Genomic DNA, 446 nt, shown 5'->3' with positions numbered 1-446 from the left:
ACGGCCCATTCATCATTCTGTTCAAGCAGCAACGCGCCGACGAGACGGACAATGGCATCGTCATTGGGGAAGATGCCGACGACCTCGGTGCGCCGCTTGCTCTCGCCGTTGAGCCGCTCGATCGGATTCGTCGAGTGGAGCTTGGTGCGATGTTCCTTGGGGAAGGTCATGTAGGCCAGCACGTCGGGCTCGGCATCGTCCATGATTGTCGCCAGCTTCGGCACCTTCGGCCGGATCTGGTCGGCGACGGCACGCCATTGGGCGCTGGCAGCCTCGGGCGTCTCCTGGGCGAAGGCGGTCGCGATGAAGGCCGAGACGACCCTGCGGCCGCTCTTGCCGGCGTGCGCCAGCACGTTTCGCATGAAGTGGACCCGGCAGCGCTGCCATGTGGCGCTGAGCACCTTGGTGACGGCGGCCTTGAGGCCCTCATGAGCATCGGAGACGAC

At 65.2% G+C, this 446-nt stretch carries 1 protein-coding gene; it reads right to left on the bottom strand.

Annotated features, from left to right (window positions below):
• On the bottom strand, positions 1–446 hold a 446-nt coding region (locus EN861_RS34315; protein ID WP_189343815.1), incomplete at both ends, for a transposase.

The sequence above is a fragment of the Mesorhizobium sp. M8A.F.Ca.ET.218.01.1.1 genome (assembly GCF_004791165.1).
Lineage (GTDB): Bacteria > Pseudomonadota > Alphaproteobacteria > Rhizobiales > Rhizobiaceae > Mesorhizobium.
The sequence above is the reverse complement of the archived record's forward strand: the minus strand, read 5'-3'. Positions and strand labels throughout refer to the sequence as shown.